This is a genomic window from sulfur-oxidizing endosymbiont of Gigantopelta aegis (assembly GCF_016097415.1).
In the GTDB taxonomy this organism is placed as follows: domain Bacteria; phylum Pseudomonadota; class Gammaproteobacteria; order GRL18; family GRL18; genus GRL18.
The window spans coordinates 2,296,890-2,313,381 of record NZ_JAEHGE010000001.1; the positions used below are offsets into that span (position 1 = coordinate 2,296,890).

General features: G+C 39.8%; 16 protein-coding genes and 5 pseudogenes. 12 read left to right on the forward strand and 9 right to left on the reverse strand.

Annotation, left to right across the window (positions count from 1 at the left end):
* Nucleotides 1–11 precede the first annotated feature (11 nt).
* The 11 genes and pseudogenes from yajC to JEU79_RS11580 all read left to right on the forward strand — a co-directional run.
* Complete coding sequence (gene yajC, locus JEU79_RS11535; RefSeq protein ID WP_198264254.1) at nucleotides 12–353, forward strand: preprotein translocase subunit YajC; 342 nt, start codon at nucleotides 12–14, stop codon at nucleotides 351–353.
* A 71-nt stretch (nucleotides 354–424) separates the two neighbouring features.
* A complete protein-coding gene (secD, locus tag JEU79_RS11540; protein WP_198264255.1) occupies nucleotides 425–2,344 on the forward strand; it encodes a protein translocase subunit SecD in 1,920 nt (639 codons plus the stop codon).
* A gap of 67 nt (nucleotides 2,345–2,411) precedes the next feature.
* Nucleotides 2,412–3,353 (forward strand): protein translocase subunit SecF, encoded by a 942-nt coding sequence (gene secF, locus JEU79_RS11545; RefSeq protein WP_198264256.1) that lies wholly within the window; start codon nucleotides 2,412–2,414, stop codon nucleotides 3,351–3,353.
* Between the two features lie 176 nt (nucleotides 3,354–3,529).
* Nucleotides 3,530–3,952, forward strand: a complete 423-nt coding sequence (locus tag JEU79_RS11550; RefSeq protein ID WP_198264257.1) for a hypothetical protein — start codon at nucleotides 3,530–3,532, stop codon at nucleotides 3,950–3,952.
* A gap of 136 nt (nucleotides 3,953–4,088) precedes the next feature.
* Entirely contained in the window at nucleotides 4,089–4,412 is a 324-nt protein-coding gene (tnpA, locus tag JEU79_RS11555) for an IS66 family insertion sequence element accessory protein TnpA (protein WP_198262602.1), read from the forward strand.
* On the forward strand, nucleotides 4,409–4,675 hold the full coding sequence (gene tnpB / locus JEU79_RS11560; RefSeq protein WP_198263387.1) for an IS66 family insertion sequence element accessory protein TnpB: 267 nt from the start codon (nucleotides 4,409–4,411) through the stop codon (nucleotides 4,673–4,675). Before tnpA (JEU79_RS11555) ends, tnpB (JEU79_RS11560) begins: the two co-directional genes overlap by 4 nt.
* Before the next feature lie 163 nt (nucleotides 4,676–4,838).
* Nucleotides 4,839–6,205: pseudogene (gene tnpC, locus JEU79_RS11565) on the forward strand (IS66 family transposase); the annotation flags it as partial.
* A complete protein-coding gene (locus JEU79_RS26355; protein ID WP_246540520.1) occupies nucleotides 6,203–6,364 on the forward strand; it encodes a transposase domain-containing protein in 162 nt (53 codons plus the stop codon). The pseudogene tnpC (JEU79_RS11565) and the gene JEU79_RS26355, both read left to right, overlap by 3 nt.
* Nucleotides 6,365–6,509: 145 nt before the next feature.
* Nucleotides 6,510–6,707, forward strand: a complete 198-nt coding sequence (locus tag JEU79_RS11570) for a hypothetical protein (RefSeq protein WP_198264258.1) — start codon at nucleotides 6,510–6,512, stop codon at nucleotides 6,705–6,707.
* Nucleotides 6,708–6,715: 8 nt separating this feature from the next.
* Nucleotides 6,716–7,444: a leucine-rich repeat domain-containing protein gene (locus tag JEU79_RS11575; protein WP_198264259.1), complete on the forward strand. Its 729-nt coding sequence runs from the start codon at nucleotides 6,716–6,718 to the stop codon at nucleotides 7,442–7,444.
* Nucleotides 7,445–7,493: 49 nt separating this feature from the next.
* A pseudogene (locus tag JEU79_RS11580) lies at nucleotides 7,494–7,688 on the forward strand (transposase); the annotation flags it as partial.
* 222 nt (nucleotides 7,689–7,910) lie between these two features.
* Here JEU79_RS11580 and JEU79_RS11585 read toward each other — a convergent pair.
* The 8 genes and pseudogenes from JEU79_RS11585 to JEU79_RS11615 all read right to left on the reverse strand — a co-directional run bounded on the left by JEU79_RS11585 (nucleotide 7,911) and on the right by JEU79_RS11615 (nucleotide 12,915).
* Nucleotides 7,911–9,028 (reverse strand): annotated as a pseudogene (locus JEU79_RS11585) (IS3 family transposase).
* Nucleotides 9,029–9,298: 270 nt separating this feature from the next.
* Complete coding sequence (locus JEU79_RS26360) at nucleotides 9,299–9,511, reverse strand: transposase domain-containing protein (RefSeq protein ID WP_198265352.1); 213 nt, start codon at nucleotides 9,509–9,511, stop codon at nucleotides 9,299–9,301.
* Nucleotides 9,497–9,718: pseudogene (locus tag JEU79_RS27435) on the reverse strand (IS66 family transposase); the annotation flags it as partial. The gene JEU79_RS26360 and the pseudogene JEU79_RS27435, both read right to left, overlap by 15 nt.
* An 82-nt stretch (nucleotides 9,719–9,800) precedes the next feature.
* Nucleotides 9,801–10,226, reverse strand: coding sequence for an IS66 family transposase (locus JEU79_RS27440; RefSeq protein ID WP_198264261.1), 426 nt, complete (start codon nucleotides 10,224–10,226; stop codon nucleotides 9,801–9,803).
* A 9-nt stretch (nucleotides 10,227–10,235) separates the two neighbouring features.
* Nucleotides 10,236–11,766, reverse strand: a pseudogene (tnpC, locus tag JEU79_RS11600) (IS66 family transposase).
* A 99-nt stretch (nucleotides 11,767–11,865) separates the two neighbouring features.
* Nucleotides 11,866–12,195 (reverse strand): IS66 family insertion sequence element accessory protein TnpB, encoded by a 330-nt coding sequence (gene tnpB, locus JEU79_RS11605; protein ID WP_198262810.1) that lies wholly within the window; start codon nucleotides 12,193–12,195, stop codon nucleotides 11,866–11,868.
* Nucleotides 12,192–12,515 carry an IS66 family insertion sequence element accessory protein TnpA gene (gene tnpA, locus JEU79_RS11610; protein WP_198262602.1) on the reverse strand — a complete coding sequence of 108 codons (324 nt, stop codon included), beginning with the start codon at nucleotides 12,513–12,515 and terminating at the stop codon, nucleotides 12,192–12,194. Before tnpA (JEU79_RS11610) ends, tnpB (JEU79_RS11605) begins: the two co-directional genes overlap by 4 nt.
* A gap of 79 nt (nucleotides 12,516–12,594) precedes the next feature.
* Nucleotides 12,595–12,915, reverse strand: a complete 321-nt coding sequence (locus tag JEU79_RS11615; RefSeq protein WP_198265975.1) for an IS66 family transposase — start codon at nucleotides 12,913–12,915, stop codon at nucleotides 12,595–12,597.
* A 38-nt stretch (nucleotides 12,916–12,953) separates the two neighbouring features.
* On the opposite strand from JEU79_RS11615, the gene JEU79_RS11620 reads away from it, so the two are divergent.
* On the forward strand, nucleotides 12,954–13,739 hold the full coding sequence (locus JEU79_RS11620; RefSeq protein ID WP_198264262.1) for an IS3 family transposase: 786 nt from the start codon (nucleotides 12,954–12,956) through the stop codon (nucleotides 13,737–13,739).
* 257 nt (nucleotides 13,740–13,996) lie between these two features.
* Here JEU79_RS11620 and JEU79_RS11625 read toward each other — a convergent pair whose 3' ends face one another.
* Nucleotides 13,997–16,351, reverse strand: a complete 2,355-nt coding sequence (locus JEU79_RS11625; protein ID WP_214660553.1) for a thioredoxin domain-containing protein — start codon at nucleotides 16,349–16,351, stop codon at nucleotides 13,997–13,999.
* Nucleotides 16,352–16,492: the final 141 nt, after the last annotated feature.

The following is a 16,492-nucleotide window of genomic DNA, read 5'->3' on the forward strand; positions in this document are numbered from 1 at the left end:
GAGGATATACAATGAGTTTTTTTATCGAAGATGCCATAGCAGAAGGTGGCGCGGCCGCCTCAGGTGCGCCTGATTTAATTTCACAACTAATGGTTTTTGGCGGAATTTTTCTAATTTTCTATTTGCTGTTCATTCGTCCTCAAAACAAGAAAATGAAAGAACACAAGCAAATGGTAGAAGCGCTGGTCAAGGGTGATGAAGTTGTGACCAATGGTGGTATCTTGGGTAAAGTTGTTGCCCTGCATGATAGTTTTGTGACTTTAGAAGTTTCTCGTGATGTGATGGTGAATGTACAACGTTCAGCTGTAGGCGCTATTCAGCCTAAAGGCACTATTAAGAGCATTAAAGACTAATTAATCTGCTTTGCAAAATGTGCAGCAAATGATTTGTTGCACATTATTATCGATCAAATAAAGAAAACAATATGCTAAATCATTACCCTATTTGGAAATACCTGTTAATCCTTCTGGTGATTGTGGCCAGTGCTTTTTACGCTTTACCGAATCTTTATGGTGAAGATCCTGCCTTACAAGTGGCTGCTTCAGCCCGAGGCGTTGAAGTTGATGGTCAAACCCTGAGCCGTGTGGCAAAGAAATTTGAAAGCGAGGGCATACAATATCGCAATGCCAAGCTATTAAGTACCGGCTTGTTATTCCGTTTTGCCAATAAGGCCGAACAGGAGAAAGCAAAAAAGGTGGCAGAAAAAGAGCTGGGTGATGATTACGCAGTAGCACTCAATTTAGCGACAGCCACACCCCAGTGGTTGTTGGATATGAACGCTGAACCCATGTATCTAGGATTGGATTTACGTGGTGGTGTTTACTTCCTGATGCAGGTAGATATGGAAGCTGCCGTCATCAAATCAGTCAATACTTATGTGAGCGACTCGCGCTCGATTTTGCGTAAGGCTAAGGTACGTTATTTAGGTAGCAAGCGAGTGGCGAATGATATTGTCATTCGTTTTAAATCCGCTGACTTACGTGAAAAAGGCTATGAAATTCTGCGCCGTGATATGCGTGACCTGAGTTTCACTGAAAAAGAAAGTGGCAGCACATTTATGTTGCAAGGTCGTCTGAGCGAAGCGAAGCTGAAAGAATTAAAACTGTTTGCCCTGAAACAAAATATCACCACGCTAAGAAAACGTATTGATGAAAAATTTCATGGCCTAGTCGAGCCAATTATTCAACAACAGGGTGATGATCGTATTGTCATTCAATTGCCGGGCATTCAGGATACTGCGGGTGCTAAGGATATTCTGGGCGCAACTGCGACCTTAGAATACCGTGCCGTTGATGAAGAGCATACGGTAGAACAAGCTTTAAATGGTCGTGTGCCTGCGGGCTCAAAAATCTACTATACCCGTGAACGTCATGAAGGCAGTCGGGTGATTCCTTCTGTGCCGGTATTACTGAAAAAACGTGTCATTGTTACGGGTGAACATGTTACCAATGCGCAAGCTGGTATCGATCCGGATTCGGGTGGTGCGAAAGTAAATGTTTCTTTGGATGGCTATGGTGGTAAGCGTATGGGTGCTTTCACCAAGGAAAGCGTTGGCAAGCGTATGGCGGTCGTTTATCTGGAAACAAAACAAGAAACCATGTTGGATAAGCAGGGCAATATTGTTAGAGATGAAAATGGTAAGGCGAAAGTTAAGCGCCATACCACTGAGGAAGTGATCAGTAATGCGGTTATTCGTGGACACTTCTCTAATCGCTTTGAAACCACTGGACTTGATAGTGTCCAGGAAGCGAATGACCTTTCACTCTTACTCAGAGCGGGCGCATTGGCCGCGCCGGTTTATATCATTGAAGAACGTACGATTGGTCCAAGTTTGGGACAGGACAATATTGATAAAGGTTTTAGCTCGGTCATTATTGGTTTTATAGCGGTCTTATTCTTTATGGCATTTTGGTATCGCAAATTTGGCATGATTGCTAATCTGGCGCTGGGCTTGAATCTAATTATTATCGTTGCAGTATTATCTTTATTACAAGCCACTCTGACCTTGCCGGGTATTGCCGGTATCGTACTAACAGTCGGTATGGCGGTTGATGCCAATGTCTTAATTTTTGAGCGTATTCGAGAAGAATTGCGTAATGGTAATTCACCTCAGAACAGTATTCATTCAGGCTATGAAAAAGCTCTGATGACAATTGCTGATGCTAATATTACGACATTGATCGCGGCCTTTGTCCTTTTTGTTGTCGGCACAGGCCCCATCAAAGGCTTCGCTGTCACTTTATCCATCGGTATTATGACCTCTATGTTTACCGCTATTATGGTGACGCGCGCAGTGGTTAATTTATCCTATGGTGGCAAGCGTATTAAAGATATTTCTATTTAATATCTTTCTAATTAATACCTTTGCTATTCGAATCTTACATAAAACATAAACGTAAAAATATAAAACTATGCAAATATTGACAGATACACATATTAATTTCATGGCACAGCGTAAAGTCGCCATGCTTATTTCTGCTGTTTTAATCGTGATTTCATTGGTATCATTAGCCACTCGCGGCCTGCAGTTTGGCTTGGACTTTACAGGGGGCACTTTACTAGAAGTTGCTTATCCTGCTGATGTGAAACTTGCGCCCATTCGAGATGCTCTGCACAGCAACGATTTTAAAGATGCTATTGTGCAGCATTTTGGTACTGAACATGAAGTGCTGGTACGAGTTGCACCCAGAGAAGGCCTATCCAATGCTGATATTTCAACGCATTTGTTTGAGCTGCTTCGAGAGCAAAATTCAGCGGTAGAAAATCGTCGGGTAGAATTTGTCGGACCTCAAGTGGGTGAAGAACTGACTGAAACAGGTGGCATTGCGATGCTGGCGGCTTTAGTGTGTATCTTAATTTATGTTGCCCTGCGTTTTGAATACCGTTTTGCTTTGGGCTCGGTGGCTGCTTTGGCACACGATGTTATCATTGTGCTCGGTTTGTTTTCTGTCTTTGGTATTGAATTTGATTTAACGGTTTTGGCTGCTGTGTTGGCGGTGATTGGTTATTCCTTGAATGATACCATTGTGGTCTTTGACCGTATCCGTGAAAACTTTCGTAAAATTCGCAAGGGTGATGCGATTGATGTGATTGATGCCTCATTAAATCAGACCTTGTCTCGGACATTAATTACTTCCTTAACGACCCTCTTAGTATTGTTTGCTTTGTTTGTTTTCGGTGGGGAATTAATTCATGGTTTTGCAACGGCATTACTTGCCGGTGTTTTAATTGGAACCTACTCATCGGTTTATGTTGCCAGTACCGTATTAGTGGCAATGAATGTCAGTAAAGAAGATCTTGCACCAGTGAAAAAAGAAGGTGAGCAGGAAGAAGAGGTTTACGAAGAAGTATAAGTCATTTCAATATAGCTAAATGCCTCACTGAGCCTTGAAAAAATTACCCTTGGGGTATTTTCAAGGATTATTCTAGGATTATAGGTATATCACATTATTTTCTTGGTATGTTGGTTAGAATGGTATTTTAACCACTCCAGAATAGATTTTATTCTGCTCTGAAAAGAGGACATGCTATGAAACCATCAGCACTGAACGCCATAAAATATCTCTCATACAGCTTGTTTGTTAGCCTGAGTGCCAGCCACTTTGTTGTTGCTCAAAGCGTATCTCAAGGTGAGCAAATACAAGAAAAAATACATCAACAAGAAAAATCCTATCATTCTCAGCAGCAAAAATTAATGGCACTGGATAACAAGCAAGATACCTTGCAAGAAAAACAAAGCCAAAGAGAAAATGAACTTCGGAAGAAAGAGCAGAAACGGTTGTCGCAAGAAAAAAATGCTTATTTAAGCACTGTTGCTGATCAAGAAGCTGACGAATTGGCAGAAAAAGAAGCACTAGAAACAATGTCCCAGCCGGAAATGGAGACCGCTTATGAAAAAGAGCAGAAGTTTAAGCAGTATGATGATAGGTTAGAGATGCAGGGGAGCTATTAGAAAGGAGAGTTATTAGAAGTCGTTATTTAAGCGTTATCTTAATGGGTTTTAATGTAAACGTCAATTAAAACCCACGTTCACAATAAGCTTCAGTTAGCTCAAACTATGATCTTCAATTCGTAATTTGGAGATACAAATGAGCAACCATTCAAAAGATGCTTCGATGAAGCAACACATAGAGGCCTGCCAAGCCAGTAACTTAAGCCAGGCAGTTTATTGTCAACAACATAAGATACCCTCTCATATTTTTAGCTATTATCGAAAGAAGTTGGGTTATGTTAGCTCATCAAAACAGGTCAACACCAACAATCAACTCATTCCCATTAATTTACTGGCCAATTCCCCCACAAGCAATGCAATTAAAGTAAGCCATACCAATGGTTTCAGTTTGGAAATCAATTCTGATACGAACCTGAATCAGCTCAAGTCCATTCTGGATTTGCTCAGGACTGTTTCATGATAACGGGCATCACAGTCAATCAGGTTTATCTGGTTTCTGGTGTTACCGATATGAGAAAAGCAACCAATGGGCTATCACTGATTGTCTCAGAGCAATTGGAACACAATCCCTTTGATGGCAGTGTCTTTGTTTTTTGTAATCGTCAGCGAGATAAACTTAAAATACTGTACTGGGAGCGTAATGGTTTCTGGCTTTACTATCGTACACTTGAAAAGGGAAATTCCAGTGGCCGATGGAAAAAGAACAACCCACTCTTTCGTTAACACTGAGAGAATTACAGTGGTTACTGGATGGTTTATCTTGCACACAACACCATGCTCACCCTGAAATTCATGGTCTGGAAAACAACTAAAAAAGTCCCTTTAGATGCGCATTAAACAGAATAAATACAAGCATTTAACGCTCATTTTTAGTATAATATAACGCATGAGTTCAACAGACAAAATACTACCAGAAGAGATACCAACGCTCAAAAACAGGGTGCTTGAACTCCAGTCAAAAGTGGACTGGTATGAGGAACAATTTCGTCTGTTGCAACATAAACGGTTTGGTACTTCCAGTGAAAAAGTTCACCCCGACTTCTTTAATGAGGCAGAAACGTTCGCCGAAGAAGCACCGGAAGTCCGTGAAACCATTACTTATGAGCGTAAAAAGCCCGGTCGTAAGCCTTTACCTAAAGACCTACCTCGTAAAGTTGTTCGTCATGAGTTATCTGAAGCAGAACAAGTCTGTGACTGCGGTCATCACTTGCATGAAATTGGTGAAGAGACCTCAGAGCAACTGGAAATTGTTCCTGCTCAGGTATATGTTGTAGAACATGTTCAGGTTAAATATGCCTGTCGTGCTTGTGAGGAAGGCGTTAAAACTGCTCCTAAGCCTGCACAGCCCATTCCTAGAAGTTTTGCATCACCCAGCCTGCTGGCCTATATCATTGTTTCTAAATTCCTAGACAGCTTGCCTCTCTATCGACAGGAAGCGATATTTAAACGCTATAAGATAACACTTTCCAGAGCCAGTATGTCCAACTGGGTGCTTAAATCAGCTGAATTACTCAAACCCTTTTATAATCGGTTGTTGTATTATCTCATTAGGCAGAAAATCATCCAGGCCGATGAAACAACGATGCGAGTGATCCATGATGGACGTGAGAATTGCCCTAAATCTTATATGTGGCTCTATCAAAGTGGCGGCTATCATTCCAAGTGTCCCATTGTTTTGTATGAGTATCAGCCTACTCGTGCAGGCCAACATGCCAAAACCTTTTTAACGGGGTTTTCAGGTTACCTGCAAACGGATGGCTTTCCGGTTATCATATATTCGAAAATGAGAACAGTGAAGTCACTTTATTAGGCTGCATGGCACATGCTCGTCGCAAGTTCCATGATGCCTTAAAAGCATTACCCAAGAACAGTCAGAAAAAGCCTGGCATGGTACAAATGGCGATCAGTAAAATTGCTAAATTGTATGCGATTGAAAAACAAATCAAACCGCTCAATGCTGAACAACGTTACCTGATCCGTCAGGAAAAAAGCAAACCACTACTGGATGACTTTAAAAAGTGGTGTGATGATAAAGTGACTAAAACAACAAAAGACAGTAAGTTGGGTGTCGCTATTCGTTATGTGATCAATCAATGGAAGTATCTGACTGTCTATCTTGAAGAGGGCAACCTCCAGATTGATAATAATATGGCAGAGCGGCGGATCAAACCCTTTGTGATTGGGCGCAAAAACTGGGTCATGAACCAAAATCCTCGTGGTGCTGAGGCCAGTGCTATTTTATATTCAATCGTGCAAACAGCGAAAGCAAACAACCTAGAGCCCTTTGCCTTTTTAACACACATTCTGACTGAGTTACCTAAGCTGGGCAGGCATTATGATGATGAGGCTTTAGAGCAATTGTTGCCATGGAATTTGACTGAAAAAATTCAGCCTTTAAATAAAGTGGAATGATACGTCAACGTGGGAAGTTTTGACGTATACTAATAATCTATATATCAATTCATTGATTCCATTATTGTCGTTGGGACGTAACCTAGATGAAATACGTGAAATGTTAGATGGAGATAGTGATAACTCCTCCTTGATTAGGGACTTAATGAATTTTTCAGAGAGAGTGAACAAGCCAGAACTATCAGAGAATTATTACGATTTTGATGGCACGATTGAAACCTTTCCAGAAATTGCTAAGAAGATTAATAATGGTACTTTTTTTGAAACTAATTTGAGTGCTTACTATTTGCTCAGGAAATTAGACATAGATTATGCTCGTTATCGGGAATATCCAAGACCTTAGGTATGAAAATGAATAAATTATTAATTAATATTTTTCTTGTGTTTTTAATGGCTGTAAATATTAGTTTTGCCAAAATTGTGACAGATGATCCAATTGAGCAGGCAGCTATTGAAGCACTTTTGAAAGATGCAAAACTTGGCTGGAATGAAATAAAGCTGACTAAAAACTTAATTGTTGAAGGCCGAAGAAATGGCATACTTTTAGTGCATAGAAAAGGACGGGATAAAAGATGGAAGATAACGAATATTAGTGATAAAAGAATTTATTTTGATATTAAGGGGAATGTAATTGCTATAAATCTAAATAATACTAAATTTAAGAATCTCTCATTAATTAATTCTTTTAAATCTCTGATTCATTTTTCTTGTAAATGTAGAAGTCTTAAGGAATTTAAAAAAATTGAAGGGTTAGTTTCTTTAGAAGGTCTTGATTTTCATCTTTCGAAAATAACTAAAATAGGTGTGCTTAAAAATCTACCCAAATTGATACTTTTAGATTTGGAAAGAACTTATATTTCAAAAATAGAAAATCTTGATGGTATTCCTTCTTTGAAATTTCTTATGTTGAAAGGTACCGACATAAGAAAGCTTGAGGGATTAGACAGCTTAATAAACTTGGAAGTCTTGAGTTTAGATGCAAGTAATGATAGTGACAGAAAAATAATAAAAATTGAAAATATTGGAAATCTTGAAAATTTAAAAAACTGGAAATTAGATTTCATAAAGTTGAAAAGTTAGAAGGATTGGAAACCTTGGTTTCACTCGAAGATTTAACCTTACTTGATTACAGTGCCGACAAGCCTTATTTAAATGGAAATTTCCTGATGGATTTGTTTGCCCAGAGTGTGGCAATAAGACTTATTGCACTCTAGAACATCGCCATCTTTATCAGTGCCACCATTGTCATCATCAGACATCAGCAACCTGTGGGACAATATTTGATAGTACCAAACTGCCTTTATCTAAGTGGTTTTTAGCGATTTGTCAAGACAGCTTTCTCAAATATTAAGATATAATTCTGTTGGTTATTTATAGTATTATTTCTTATCCACATATCCACAGGTCTGCCAGTAGTCCAGAGACGCTTGCGATATATCTCAGGGCTACTGGCTTGGCCTGTGGATATGTGGACAAGGCGGTTGCCAGTAAAGTTGATTATCCTCTCATCATGCTGCCCGTTTTAAGTCTGGAACAACTTCTTTCATCACGCCATAGATCTCGCAGGCGTTTTTCCACCGTGTGTACTGTGTGGTCGTTCATGGTTGTAAAACTCAAAATATTCCTTTAATGAGCTCTTTAGCTCATCAATACTTTGGTAATCCTTGAGGTAAATTTCCTCATATTTTACACTTCGCCAGAGTCGTTCAATCATAATGTTATCCATTGCTCTGCCTTTGCCGTCCATGCTGATTTTTATATCATTGGCCTTTAGAACACCTGTAAATGCTCTGCTAGTATATTGAGCACCTTGATCCGTATTGAAGATTTCTGGCTTTCCATATCGTCGCAGTGCTGTTTCCAGACTACTGATACAAAAGCTTTCTTCCATGCTGGTTGACACTTCCCAGGACAGCACAAAACGGCTACTCCAGTCCATAACAGCACTTAGGTAGACAAATCCATGTGGCATCCGTAAATACGTGATATCTGTGCACCAAACCTGGTTATTCCTATTAATATCAATTCCTTTGAGCAAATATGGATAGAGGTTATTTACTTTGCAAGGCTTGCTGGTATTGGGTTTTGGTGCCACTGAAACCAATCCCATGATCCGCATAAGCCGTTGAACTTTTTACGATTAATTTTATAACATTTCAATCTTAATGCATTACGAATTTGACGACTGCCATAGAATGGATGTTTTATGTACAACTCATCAATCAAATTCATTAATGTTAAATCTTTATTTTGCAGAGGCTTTTTAGGTTGATAGTAATAGCTTGAACGGTTCAGGCCGATAAGCTCACATTGTTTTTGATGCTCAACTGAGGGTGCTCTTTTTCTATGCAACACCGCTTTTCTGCTCTACTCAGTTGAACATCTTCAACTTTTTTGACAGCCAGTCAGCCTCTACTTTTAGTTGACCTATTTGGCTGTACAGGTGTTCTTTTTCCTTTTCATGTTCAGCATCTTTATTCTCTAATTTTTTTTTGAAAAAGTATCGGCTGCACCATCAAGCATCTGCTTTTTCCAGCTATTGACCTGGGTGGTGTGCACTTCAAATTCTGACGCAATTTCTGCGACTGTTTTTTGACCTTTCAAAGCCTCAATGGCTACTTTTGCTTTAAATTTGTTGTTGAATGTTTTTCTTTTTGTGCTCATTTTTTGTTCCCCGTTAGGTTAGCTCTTATATCTTAACCTATTGTCCAGTTTTCGGGGTCCACTATATTAAATGGGAAATGATTGACTGTAAACAATCACCTTCATCTTTTATGTCTGGCAGTGTCAGAATAAGCCCAATTATTCTATCGTTATTTGGCCATCAAATTGGCTAGGTCGCGTCTGACAGATTGTGCTAGCTCATTATCATTGGGCGCAATCATATTGGTAATGGTAATAATCGTATACGTCAAAACTTCCCACGTTGACGTATCATTCCACTTTATTTAAAGGCTGAATTTTTTCAGTCAAATTCCATGGCAACAATTGCTCTAAAGCCTCATCATCATAATGCCTGCCCAGCTTAGGTAACTCAGTCAGAATGTGTGTTAAAAAGGCAAAGGGCTCTAGGTTGTTTGCTTTCGCTGTTTGCACGATTGAATATAAAATAGCACTGGCCTCAGCACCACGAGGATTTTGGTTCATGACCCAGTTTTTGCGCCCAATCACAAAGGGTTTGATCCGCCGCTCTGCCATATTATTATCAATCTGGAGGTTGCCCTCTTCAAGATAGACAGTCAGATACTTCCATTGATTGATCACATAACGAATAGCGACACCCAACTTACTGTCTTTTGTTGTTTTAGTCACTTTATCATCACACCACTTTTTAAAGTCATCCAGTAGTGGTTTGCTTTTTTTCCTGACGGATCAGGTAACGTTGTTCAGCATTGAGCGGTTTGATTTGTTTTCAATCGCATACAATTTAGCAATTTTACTGATCGCCATTTGTACCATGCCAGGCTTTTTCTGACTGTTCTGGTAATGCTTTTAAGGCATCATGGAACTTGCGACGAGCATGTGCCATGCAGCCTAATAAAGTGACTTCACTGTTCTCATTTTCGAATATATGATAACCGGGAAAGCCATCCGTTTGCAGGTAACCTGAAAACCCCGTTAAAAAGGTTTTGGCATGTTGGCCTGCACGAGTAGGCTGATACTCATACAAAACAATGGGACACTTGGAATGATAGCCGCCACTTTGATAGAGCCACATATAAGATTTAGGGCAATTCTCACGTCCATCATGGATCACTCGCATCGTTGTTTCATCGGCCTGGATGATTTTCTGCCTAATGAGATAATACAACAACCGATTATAAAAGGGTTTGAGTAATTCGTATACGTCAAAACTTCCCACGTTGACGTATCATTCCACTTTATTTAAAGGCTGAATTTTTTCAGTCAAATTCCATGGCAACAATTGCTCTAAAGCCTCATCATCATAATGCCTGCCCAGCTTAGGTAACTCAGTCAGAATGTGTGTTAAAAAGGCAAAGGGCTCTAGGTTGTTTGCTTTCGCTGTTTGCACGATTGAATATAAAATAGCACTGGCCTCAGCACCACGAGGATTTTGGTTCATGACCCAGTTTTTGCGCCCAATCACAAAGGGTTTGATCCGCCGCTCTGCCATATTATTATCAATCTGGAGGTTGCCCTCTTCAAGATAGACAGTCAGATACTTCCATTGATTGATCACATAACGAATAGCGACACCCAACTTACTGTCTTTTGTTGTTTTAGTCACTTTATCATCACACCACTTTTTAAAGTCATCCAGTAGTGGTTTGCTTTTTTTCCTGACGGATCAGGTAACGTTGTTCAGCATTGAGCGGTTTGATTTGTTTTTCAATCGCATACAATTTAGCAATTTTACTGATCGCCATTTGTACCATGCCAGGCTTTTTTCTGACTGTTCTTGGGTAATGCTTTTAAGGCATCATGGAACTTGCGACGAGCATGTGCCATGCAGCCTAATAAAGTGACTTCACTGTTCTCATTTTCGAATATATGATAACCGGGAAAGCCATCCGTTTGCAGGTAACCTGAAAACCCCGTTAAAAAGGTTTTGGCATGTTGGCCTGCACGAGTAGGCTGATACTCATACAAAACAATGGGACACTTGGAATGATAGCCGCCACTTTGATAGAGCCACATATAAGATTTAGGGCAATTCTCACGTCCATCATGGATCACTGCATCGTTGTTTCATCGGCCTGGATGATTTTCTGCCTAATGAGATAATACAACAACCGATTATAAAAGGGTTTGAGTAATTCAGCTGATTTAAGCACCCAGTTGGACATACTGGCTCTGGAAAGTGTTATCTTATAGCGTTTAAATATCGCTTCCTGTCGATAGAGAGGCAAGCTGTCTAGGAATTTAGAAACAATGATATAGGCCAGCAGGCTGGGTGATGCAAAACTTCTAGGAATGGGCTGTGCAGGCTTAGGAGCAGTTTTAACGCCTTCCTCACAAGCACGACAGGCATATTTAACCTGAACATGTTCTACAACATATACCTGAGCAGGAACAATTTCCAGTTGCTCTGAGGTCTCTTCACCAATTTCATGCAAGTGATGACCGCAGTCACAGACTTGTTCTGCTTCAGATAACTCATGACGAACAACTTTACGAGGTAGGTCTTTAGGTAAAGGCTTACGACCGGGCTTTTTACGCTCATAAGTAATGGTTTCACGGACTTCCGGTGCTTCTTCGGCGAACGTTTCTGCCTCATTAAAGAAGTCGGGGTGGGCTTCTTTTTCACTGGAAGTACCAAACCGTTTGTGTTGCAACAGACGAAATTGTTCCTCATACCAGTCCACTTTTGACTGGAGTTCAAGCACCCTGTTTTTGAGCGTTGGTATCTCTTCTGGTAGTATTTTGTCTGTTGAACTCATGCGTTATATTATACTAAAAATGAGCGTTAAATGCTTGTATTTATTCTGTTTAATGCGCATCTAAAGGGACTTTTTTAGTTGTTTTCCAGACCATGAATTTCAGGGTGAGCATGGTGTTGTGTGCAAGATAAACCATCCAGTAACCACTGTAATTCTCTCAGTGTTAACGAAAGAGTGGGTTGTTCTTTTTCCATCGGCCACTGGAATTTCCCTTTTCAAGTGTACGATAGTAAAGCCAGAAACCATTACGCTCCCAGTACAGTATTTTAAGTTTATCTCGCTGACGATTACAAAAACAAAGACACTGCCATCAAAGGGATTGTGTTCCAATTGCTCTGAGACAATCAGTGATAGCCCATTGGTTGCTTTTCTCATATCGGTAACACCAGAAACCAGATAAACCTGATTGACTGTGATGCCCGTTATCATGAAACAGTCCTGAGCAAATCCAGAATGGACTTGAGCTGATTCAGGTTCGTATCAGAATTGATTTCCAAACTGAAACCATTGGTATGGCTTACTTTAATTGCATTGCTTGTGGGGGAATTGGCCAGTAAATTAATGGGAATGAGTTGATTGTTGGTGTTGACCTGTTTTGATGAGCTAACATAACCCAACTTCTTTCGATAATAGCTAAAAATATGAGAGGGTATCTTATGTTGTTGACAATAAACTGCCTGGCTTAAGTTACTGGCTTGGCAGGCCTCTATGTGTTGCTTCATCGAAGCATCTTTTGAATGGTTGCTCATTTGTATCTCCAAATTACGAATTGAAGATCATAGTTTGAGCTAACTGAAGCTTATTGTGAACGTGGGTTTTAATTGACGTTTACAGTAATTCAGCTGATTTAAGCACCCAGTTGGACATACTGGCTCTGGAAAGTGTTATCTTATAGCGTTTAAATATCGCTTCCTGTCGATAGAGAGGCAAGCTGTCTAGGAATTTAGAAACAATGATATAGGCCAGCAGGCTGGGTGATGCAAAACTTCTAGGAATGGGCTGTGCAGGCTTAGGAGCAGTTTTAACGCCTTCCTCACAAGCACGACAGGCATATTTAACCTGAACATGTTCTACAACATATACCTGAGCAGGAACAATTTCCAGTTGCTCTGAGGTCTCTTTAATGTGGCTATACTTAACCGGACACACAACTTAAAATAACTAAAAGATAAAAAGTGTGACCTAAAATGAATGATCAAACAAAAAACCGATCTCCTAAAACGGATAGAGAGAAAGAAAATGAAGCGCTTACTGAGCAGCTAAAAAACTGTTTGAAGACAGTCGCAAGACTTATGGAACCCGTCGTCTTAAAAAGAAAACTGGCTGAAAAAGGCGTTCATATAAGCCGCCGGAGAATTGGTCGATTAATGAAAAAAGCCGGTTTGTTTTGTAAAACGAAGAGACGCTTTAAAGCGACGACTAATTCCAAGCATAATAAGCGTATATCTCCAAATTTACTGGAAAGAGAGTTTACTGTCTCTCAACCTGATCGCTACTATGTGGGTGATATTACCTATATTGCCACCAAGGAAGGCTGGTTATATTTAGCGGTTGTCATTGACTTATTCTCTAGGCAAATTGTTGGCTGGTCGATGGATGAGCGAATGAAAGCCAAGCTAGTCAATGATGCTTTACTGATGGCCATATGGAAGCGTAAACCAATGGATGGATTGCTTTGGCATACTGACCGAGGTAGCCAATATGCCTCTGATAGTCATAGAAAAATATTGTCGGATCATAACATAATTCAGTCTATGAGCCGCAAAGGAAATTGCTGGGACAATGCTGTATCAGAGAGCTTCTTTCATAGTTTGAAAACTGAATTGACGCACCATTGTCGATTCAAAACCAGAGTAGAAGCAAAGCAGGCAATATTTGAATATATTGAGGTATTTTATAATCGGGAGCGACTTCATTCGGCTAATGATTATTTGTCACCAGTCGATTATGAAATACAGCAGGAAATAGCTTAAATCGATTGATTGAAGAGGGGTAAAAGGCGACATAAATGCCGCCCATTACCGTTGACGGCCATCGGCTCCTCAGCCTGTGCCGTGAAGATATTGTAACAGGATCATTACCGTTGTGAAAATACCTTGGGTGAATGGAACGGCTCTATCGTTCCAGAGGGCAAAGCCCTTTCTCTTCATCTGTTTAAAGTTAACATGAGAAACTAAAATGATAGGAAATACAAAATGACAAAAATCACTTGAAACAGCCAAAAAAATATTTAGAAAACTGTCCGGAAAAGTGTTGACACATCAAAGCTTTGTGTGGTCTTAGTTCGTTCTATTATTGCCGTAATCCTAGTCTTTCCCTGATACAAACTTAAAGGCTTATCACTAAAATCAAGTTTAACAGTTTCAGGCATGGGGTAGTGTATTTTTTTGAGCTGCCATTGACTATTGTCAGATAATTCAATTTTACTGGCGATGAGATTATCTTCTAATGGTTGGTTTGAGTTAATATGCCAGGGTTTTTTTATATTAATGTCAATGACTAATAAATACTCATCATTTGGTTGTTCTTTTAGCGAGGCAGTAACGACTAGCTTACCCCTAGCACCATAAACAGGTAGTTGATGCTCACCCTGACGTAATTCATGGGCGGCGATATGGAGACTGGAAAAAGCACTGGGTGTTTGCTTTGCATCACTGGCAAAGGCTGATAATATACGTTTGGCATCGTCCTTATATTTTTGTTCACCCGTTCTGCGGGCTAGTCGAAGCAACATTTTTGCTGCAATGGCATTGCCCGATGGCAGAATTTTATCAAAAGCGGATTTGTTACGAATGGGTAAGGGGGCTTTCTTATCAATCGCAGTCTTATAAAAACCGCCTTTTTTAGCATCCCATAGTTGTTGTCGCATCACCTCTAATAATTGTTGTGCACGTTGAAGCCAGAGTGTATTTTGAGTTGCGTCATAGAGGCCGATTAAGGCCTGCAAATAGAAAGCATAATCTTCTAATTGTGCCGGTTCTGAATTATTATGCTTAAAATTTACCCGATACCATGATTGTTGATCATCCTGAGCCATTTTCTGCCAAATGAAGTCAGCGGCTTTTTTCGCCACTGATAGGTATTCTGGGTGCTCTAAGGTTTGGCTAGCCTGTGTCAGAGCACTGATCATTAGCGCATTCCAACTCATAATGATTTTTTCGTCCCGATGGGGTTTGCTACGCTGATTGCGAGCCAGTAATAAGATGGAGCGCAGTTTATCCACATAAGGATAGAACTTTTCCTCCGGTATTTTGAAATCTTGAGCAAAACCAGCGAGTGATTGTGACAGATATAAAATATTATCCTGTTGTAACTCACCATAGGTATCGACAGCAAAAATTTCACGGGAAATTTCTTTATCTATTTGTTGCTCATTATTTTTCTCACTATTTTGCTTATAGTTGTAATCATTTAATACTTGTTCAAATTCACCCAATGTCCAAAGGTAATATTTACCTTCTTCACCTTCAGTATCTGCATCCAAAGCGGAATAAAAAACCCCTTCAGGTGAGTGTAATTCGCTTAAAACAAAGTCAAGTGTTTGCTTGGCCACGCGTAAGTAATTTTTATTGGCTGTGAGCTGGTGAGCTGATAAATACAAGGGCACTAATAAAGCCTGGTTATACAGCATTTTTTCAAAGTGAGGAATTTTCCAATAAGGGTCAGTGCTATAACGATGAAAGCCTCCACCTAATTGATCATAAATACCACCACGTGCCATATAGTCCAAACTGGTCGTCAAAGCAGTCAACGAATCATTGTTTTTTACATAATCATAGCGATAGCTATCATCTAAAAATAAGTCTAACCAAGGTTCACGAGGAAATTTCTGACTTTCACCAAAGCCACCATGATAACCATCAGTAAAACTCAATAAATCTTTAATTGCACGTCTTCTGAGTGGTTCATCTAATGAGCTACTCTGCTGATTGCTTTGACTGTGTTGATGCAAATCCTTAATTAATTGTTGAGCTTGCTGAGTTAATTCCTGTTGTTTGTTTTGCCAGTCATTGTTTTGTGTTTGTAACAATTGCTTAAACTCAGTGAAAGAATAATAACCCCCACCAAAAAAAGGTTCAGCATTGGGCGTTAAAAATAAACTCATTGGCCAGCCTTGCTGCCCCTGAAAATACTGCACCGCCATGGCATACAATTCATCAATATCAGGACGTCGCTCACGATCCACTTTAATGGCAATAAAATGTTGATTAATGAATTGCGCAATTTCAGGATTATCAAAACTTTCTTTTTCCATACGATGACACCAATGGCAGGTGGCATAGCCAATGGATAGAAAAATAGGCTTGTTTTCTCGTTGGGCTTTTTGTAAAGCCTCTTCACCCCAGGCAAACCAATTGATGGGATTATGGGCGTGTTGTAATAAGTAGGGCGAGTCTTCAAAGATCAAACGATTGATATAACAGGGCTGCTTTGTCCCACAAAAATGCTCAGTGTGAGCCTGATAATCGGAATTTTTAGCTTTATAGGCTTGTATCAGCTTATTTTCAAGTTGTGGTGTGATATCGGCTGCAAAGGGAAGTTTTTGTGCTAATGATTGAGAGAATATACCAATTAAAAAAATCACTAGACTGATAGAACAAATATTGTGGTTCATGGGTAGCTTCTTAAATAACGCTTCTTAAATAACGAGTGTTGAGATAACTATAACAAAATAAAAAGCGTTTTTAAAATTTCATAGACTGATACCGTTCGGGGCGTAGAGTGG

Coding starts and splice junctions, on each gene's coding strand:
- yajC (WP_198264254.1), top strand. CDS start 12: ATGAGTTTTTTTATCGAAGATGCCATAGCAGAAGGTGGCGCGGCCGCC.
- secD (WP_198264255.1), top strand. CDS start 425: ATGCTAAATCATTACCCTATTTGGAAATACCTGTTAATCCTTCTGGTG.
- secF (WP_198264256.1), top strand. CDS start 2,412: ATGCAAATATTGACAGATACACATATTAATTTCATGGCACAGCGTAAA.
- JEU79_RS11550 (WP_198264257.1), top strand. CDS start 3,530: ATGAAACCATCAGCACTGAACGCCATAAAATATCTCTCATACAGCTTG.
- tnpA (WP_198262602.1), top strand. CDS start 4,089: ATGAGCAACCATTCAAAAGATGCTTCGATGAAGCAACACATAGAGGCC.
- tnpB (WP_198263387.1), top strand. CDS start 4,409: ATGATAACGGGCATCACAGTCAATCAGGTTTATCTGGTTTCTGGTGTT.
- JEU79_RS11570 (WP_198264258.1), top strand. CDS start 6,510: ATGAATTTTTCAGAGAGAGTGAACAAGCCAGAACTATCAGAGAATTAT.
- JEU79_RS11575 (WP_198264259.1), top strand. CDS start 6,716: ATGAATAAATTATTAATTAATATTTTTCTTGTGTTTTTAATGGCTGTA.
- JEU79_RS26360 (WP_198265352.1), bottom strand. CDS start 9,511: ATGAACCAAAATCCTCGTGGTGCTGAGGCCAGTGCTATTTTATATTCA.
- tnpB (WP_198262810.1), bottom strand. CDS start 12,195: ATGATAACGGGCATCACAGTCAATCAGGTTTATCTGGTTTCTGGTGTT.
- tnpA (WP_198262602.1), bottom strand. CDS start 12,515: ATGAGCAACCATTCAAAAGATGCTTCGATGAAGCAACACATAGAGGCC.
- JEU79_RS11620 (WP_198264262.1), top strand. CDS start 12,954: ATGAATGATCAAACAAAAAACCGATCTCCTAAAACGGATAGAGAGAAA.